Annotated in this window: 3 protein-coding genes and 1 pseudogene; 2 read left to right on the top strand and 2 right to left on the bottom strand. The window is 48.3% G+C overall.

Features of this window, described 5'->3' with window-relative positions; genetic code table 11:
- A pseudogene (locus WBA89_RS21355) lies at positions 1-196 on the bottom strand (photosystem II q(b) protein); the annotation flags it as partial.
- Between the two features lie 184 nt (positions 197-380).
- Positions 381-2,138, bottom strand: a complete 1,758-nt coding sequence (locus WBA89_RS21350; RefSeq protein ID WP_424409284.1) for an alpha/beta hydrolase — start codon at positions 2,136-2,138, stop codon at positions 381-383.
- 401 nt (positions 2,139-2,539) lie between these two features.
- Here WBA89_RS21350 and WBA89_RS21345 point away from each other — a divergent pair, with 401 nt between their 5' ends.
- Positions 2,540-3,520: an Npun_R2479 family HD domain-containing metalloprotein gene (locus WBA89_RS21345; protein ID WP_424409283.1), complete on the top strand. Its 981-nt coding sequence runs from the start codon at positions 2,540-2,542 to the stop codon at positions 3,518-3,520.
- 299 nt (positions 3,521-3,819) lie between these two features.
- Positions 3,820-4,839, top strand: a 1,020-nt coding sequence (locus WBA89_RS21340; RefSeq protein WP_424409281.1) for a vWA domain-containing protein, incomplete at its 3' end; no start/stop codon positions are given.

The raw sequence follows: 4,839 nt of genomic DNA, 5'->3' as shown, positions 1-4,839 counted from the left end.
GTTCGCGGATGCCGTCAATGTCTACGGGAGGGGCTGCGATGAATGCAGTGATGTAGCAGATTGTGGCTGTCAGTAGTGTAGGAATCATCAGGACGCCGAACCAACCTACATATATGCGGTTGTCGGTCGAAGTGACCCAGTTACAAAACTGGTCCCACAGGTTGGCGCTTTCGCGCTGCTGTAAGGTGGCTGTCATGTATTTATGATTGCGTTATTTGGTTTTCAATGTTCGGATGATGTTTCTATTATTAACGGTATCGTTGCCGTTTGTAAAGGGGTTTGACGGCAGCATAACTGATGAGAGTGATAAGTAAAGCTGATGAGCGTGACTGGTGGGCGAAAACACATCACAGGGCGACTAGCTTGGGCGCATCCTATCCTTAACGCGGAGCGGGAGTTACCGGAGGTGGAGAAGGTACAGGTGGTGGATCGATCGGCAGTGGAGGTGCAGGATTGCGAGCTGGTGCAGCACTGCCGAACTGCTGGAGTTGTTCGGGGGTGAGCGATCGCAAAATTCTCAGTCCGAGAGTGTTTCGAGAGATGCTTAGAGCGTAGTTCGGCTGTAAATACGGGCGGAAATTTGATTTGTTGTTCAAATAGGTTTCCATGAAGGCTACGCTGAGTCCGTTGAGGTAGCGGCGGGCTAAAGCTGGTTCGGGCCCGACGACTTCTGGTGGTGGCAGAAAGACGCTTTGAGGGGATTCCTCGATGGTTGAGAAGTGTGTGCCGTTTTCGAGGACTACTAGATATTTGTTGGGCGATGTCAGCCAAGTGAAGGGTTGAATTTGTTCGAGCAAAGCTGGGGCGACTGTATCGGCGCTGCCTGCGATTACCATGACTGGGATTTGGATTTGGCTGAGGCTTGTTTCTCCGAGAATGCTGCTGGCGATCGGGTTGATGGCGATCGCAGCTTTGATGCGCGGATCGCTGAAATTGTACTGGTTGCGCTCTAGGCTGCGGGCGCGGCACTGCAACAGCAGGGAAAGGTTCCAAGTTTCGTTTTCTCGCTGGCAGTCTTTGTCTAGCCGTGCAAAGTTAATCCCCGCCCCGGCTAATGTTAAAGCTGTATAGCCGCCGAAAGACTGGCCGATGATGCCGACTCGCTGCAAGTCGAGCTGCCCTCGGTAAGCGGGATTGGTTGTCGAAAGTTTGGTTAAATAATCGAGCAAGTCTTTGATGTCGAGGGGGCGGTTGACAAATTCTGCTGGTTCTGTTACTTCGTTGGTTTTGCCTGTTACTAGGTTTTGGATTTGTTGGGCGTTGCTGCCGGGATGTTCGGGGACGGCGACGGCAAAGCCGTAGGAGGCTAGGTGTTTGGCTAAATACTGGAAGGAAAGGCGATCGGAACCTAAACCGTGAGAAATTACTACGACAGGGGCCGGTTGCGGGCTGCCCTGCGGCAGGTAAATGTCCATATCAAAGGTACGATCGCGATTTGGACTTGTCAGAGTTACCGATGATTTTTTCCAATTATAGGGGCCCTTTTCCTGGATCTGTAGCATTTCGGCGGGCGGTATCCCAGACTCCTCGGCTGCTTGTGTTTCCGACAACTGGGCGACTCCGGCAAGCGTCCGATTGGAACGGTTGATCAGCGATGTTAGCTGGTTGGCGATACTAAAGCCGCGGGCAACGTCAATTCTGATGCCGTAAGTGGGGAATTTCCGCAGCACGTTGAGAATTGTCAGGCCTTCTGGATCTGAGGCAGCTAAAATCAAGGCGGCTCGGATAGCATAAAATCCCGGCTGCCTAGCTTTGGTTTGAATTACTCTGCCCAAACGTTGTAGCAGCACTTCTCCTTGAGGCGTGTAGAGGAATTGGGCGATCGTCACGTGGCTGATTTCAGCTTTCGCTTGCAGGGCATTGCGAATCTCAGCTAGCTGCGATTTTTTGGCGTACTGAGCAATGCCGTCCAAGTTCGAGTCTATTTTGCCTTCTTTGGCGAAGAGTGCCAGGGATTCGATCGGAACTGATTGTTCTAGCGGCCCGTAATTTATGTAGATTCGCTCCGCGCCAAAAGCTGGTGCAGCGGTGCAAACAGCCGTGAATGCAAACAATCCTAGGTATTTTGGGGCGATCGGCCGCCGAGTGCCAAGGACAGCAGTGAAGAGGCTCGGAAACAGACAGTTCATAACTTTCATGCGTAGAAATTCTAATAATTAGTCGGTGAAACGATGCAAATTGTTTCGCCAAGATTTAATGCCGAAAAATCTATCGGTTGCTTCGGAAATTAGGTTATCGTGGGAAGCATAGCCTGAGAATAATTTTTTGACCTGAAAACACTAGCTGAAATTTTAAATTCAATGCCGAGGGGCAAGTCGATTGAAGGATTGATTGAGGAATCAGACATTTCCGGGGCAAATGAATCTGAAAACTCGAACAGAAGTCTCAAATTTGAGGCTGCCAACGACAGGATTCGGGTGCTTCTATCTGTCTTTGGGCGAGGGGTCAAACCTACAGCCATGCCCATTGATTATTTTTTCAGCTATCCAAGATATTTGCGATCGAATTTGTAACTAAAGTTTGAGTGAGAGAATTTATCATGTTCAATGCAACCGCTATCCTGATTGACGCTTTTGTACAAGAGCTGCAGGCCGGCTACCGCCGCACCTACGGCAAGTACAAGCCTGACTACCCTGAAATTATCGCCTGGGCGGGGACGATGGCTCTGGAAAATATCGCTAACTGCGACGCTCTCTACCACAACGTCGAACACACAATGCTCGTGGCATTGGTGGGGCAAGAAATTCTTCGCGGCAAGCATATTCGCGAAGGGGGAGTGTCGCCGGAAGATTGGCTCCACTACCTGATCTCCCTGCTGTGCCACGATATCGGCTACGTCAAAGGTGTTTGCCGCCAAGACCAAGAAGCTGTCGGACTCTACGCTACGGGTATTGACGGGGGCATGGTTTCTGTACCCGTCGGCGCTACTTCTGCCAGTTTAACTCCTTATCATGTCGATCGAGGAAAACTCGTAATTGACGAACGCTTCGGCGGCCACACCTTAATTGATGCCGAACAAATCAAGCGCAATATTGAGTTGACACGCTTCCCAGTTCCTGCTAGCGAAACTCATCAAGACAGAAACAATTATTCTGGACTCGCCAGGGCCGCCGATTTGATCGGTCAGTTGAGCGACCCCAATTACCTGCGAAAAATCAGTGCGCTGTTCTACGAATTTGAAGAAGTCGGCACTAATAAAATCTTGGGCTACAAATCTCCCGGAGATTTGCGGCAAAATTACGCCAAGTTTTATTGGAACGGAGTTTTTCCCTACATTCCAGCAGCTTTGAACTACTTGGAATTAACCCAGGGCGGCAAACAAATCATTGCCAACCTTTACGCTAACGTGTTTCAAGTAGAACACGCTGAACCGCTCGCTTTCACCAAGCCAAACGCTGAAGAATTCACCAAATCTCGCAGCAACGGCAACTTGAACGGCGAACACAACAGCGATCGCCTTCAACCTTCCACCTCCGGGGATAACAAGAAATTTAGCGAGTTTGCCGATCTAAATTTGTGAGAAATTTATCAACATAATTCAGCAGCTATAAACGCCAGTTATAATTACAATAAATGGTAAATTGATAGCTGCTGAATTTTTGATTGAGTGATAACATAAGTAAGGAATGATGTTAACAGTTAAGCTGTCGCGCATTTAAATTCCAGATTGCTCGTTACCAGGCTCTGCCTGGTAATGCAGATGCTTTGGCTCTGCCTCTCTTTACCCCGCCACTTTTGAAGAGAGAAAAGTGTAACAAATGTTTAAAAAATTAAAGTCTTGTTCCTAAGAAATCCTTGTTGTTTAGAGAGAGTTAAGTGATGACAACCAACAACATAGAAGTCGTTTTTAGCTTTGATACAACAGGCAGTATGTATCCTTGCTTGACGCAAGTTCGCCGGAAAATCAAAGAGACGGTAACGAGACTGCTCGATGAAATTCCTGGCATTCGGATTGGCATTATTGCTCACGGGGACTATTGCGACGCTGGCAGCACTTACGTGACTAAACACCTCGATTTGTCCGGCGATGTCGGCAAGATTTGCAATTTTGTGCAAAATGTAGAACCAACTGGCGGCGGCGATGCTCCCGAATGTTACGAATTAGTTTTGCGCGAAGCTCAGTCACTTTCTTGGACTCCAACTAATTCCAAAACATTGGTGCTAATTGGCGATGACATCCCGCACGCACCCGCTCAAACTCCTCAAAAACTTAACTGGCGTCAGGAAGTAGATAAGTTAGCACAGATGGGAATTGCCGTGTACGGCATCCAAGCTCTCAACCGCAAACACGCTACTTTATTCTACAAAGAACTAGCCGAAAAATCTGGCGGTTTTCACCTCAACCTCGACCAATTTTCCTACATCACAGATTTGTTTTTAGCAGTTTGTTACCAACAGTCATCTAACGAACAACTGCAAGCTTACGAGCAAGAAGTTGTCAGTGAAGGTCGCATGAGCCGCGGATTAAACAAGATGTTTGATACCATGCTGAAGCGGGAAGGCGCTGCTGTTTACGAATCAGCAGAATTGCGAACCGTAAAACCGGGGAGATTTCAGATTTTAGAAGTAGATAACGAGATTTCAATTAAAGCTTTTGTGCTGGAGAATGGCTTGGCTTTTAAAACCGGGCGCGGGTTTTATGAGTTTACTAAAACAGAAACTATCCAAGGTAAGAAAGAAATTGTGCTGATGGAGCGTTCGACAGGGGATTTATTTGAAGGAGAAGCGGCGCGAGAAATGTTGGGTTTGCCAATGGGGGAGACTGTGCGCCTCAAACCGAGCAATCTCGAAAAGTATGCGGTTTTTGTGCAAAGTACCTCGGCGAATCGCAAGCTGATG

The sequence above is a fragment of the Microcoleus sp. genome, assembly GCF_049646505.1.
In the GTDB taxonomy this organism is placed as follows: domain Bacteria; phylum Cyanobacteriota; class Cyanobacteriia; order Cyanobacteriales; family Microcoleaceae; genus Microcoleus.
The sequence above is the reverse complement of the archived record's forward strand: the minus strand, read 5'-3'. Positions and strand labels throughout refer to the sequence as shown.

Excerpts from the sequence above, each read along its gene's own strand:
- WBA89_RS21350 (WP_424409284.1), bottom strand. The coding sequence starts at position 2,138 with ATGAAAGTTATGAACTGTCTGTTTCCGAGCCTCTTCACTGCTGTCCTT.
- WBA89_RS21345 (WP_424409283.1), top strand. The coding sequence starts at position 2,540 with ATGTTCAATGCAACCGCTATCCTGATTGACGCTTTTGTACAAGAGCTG.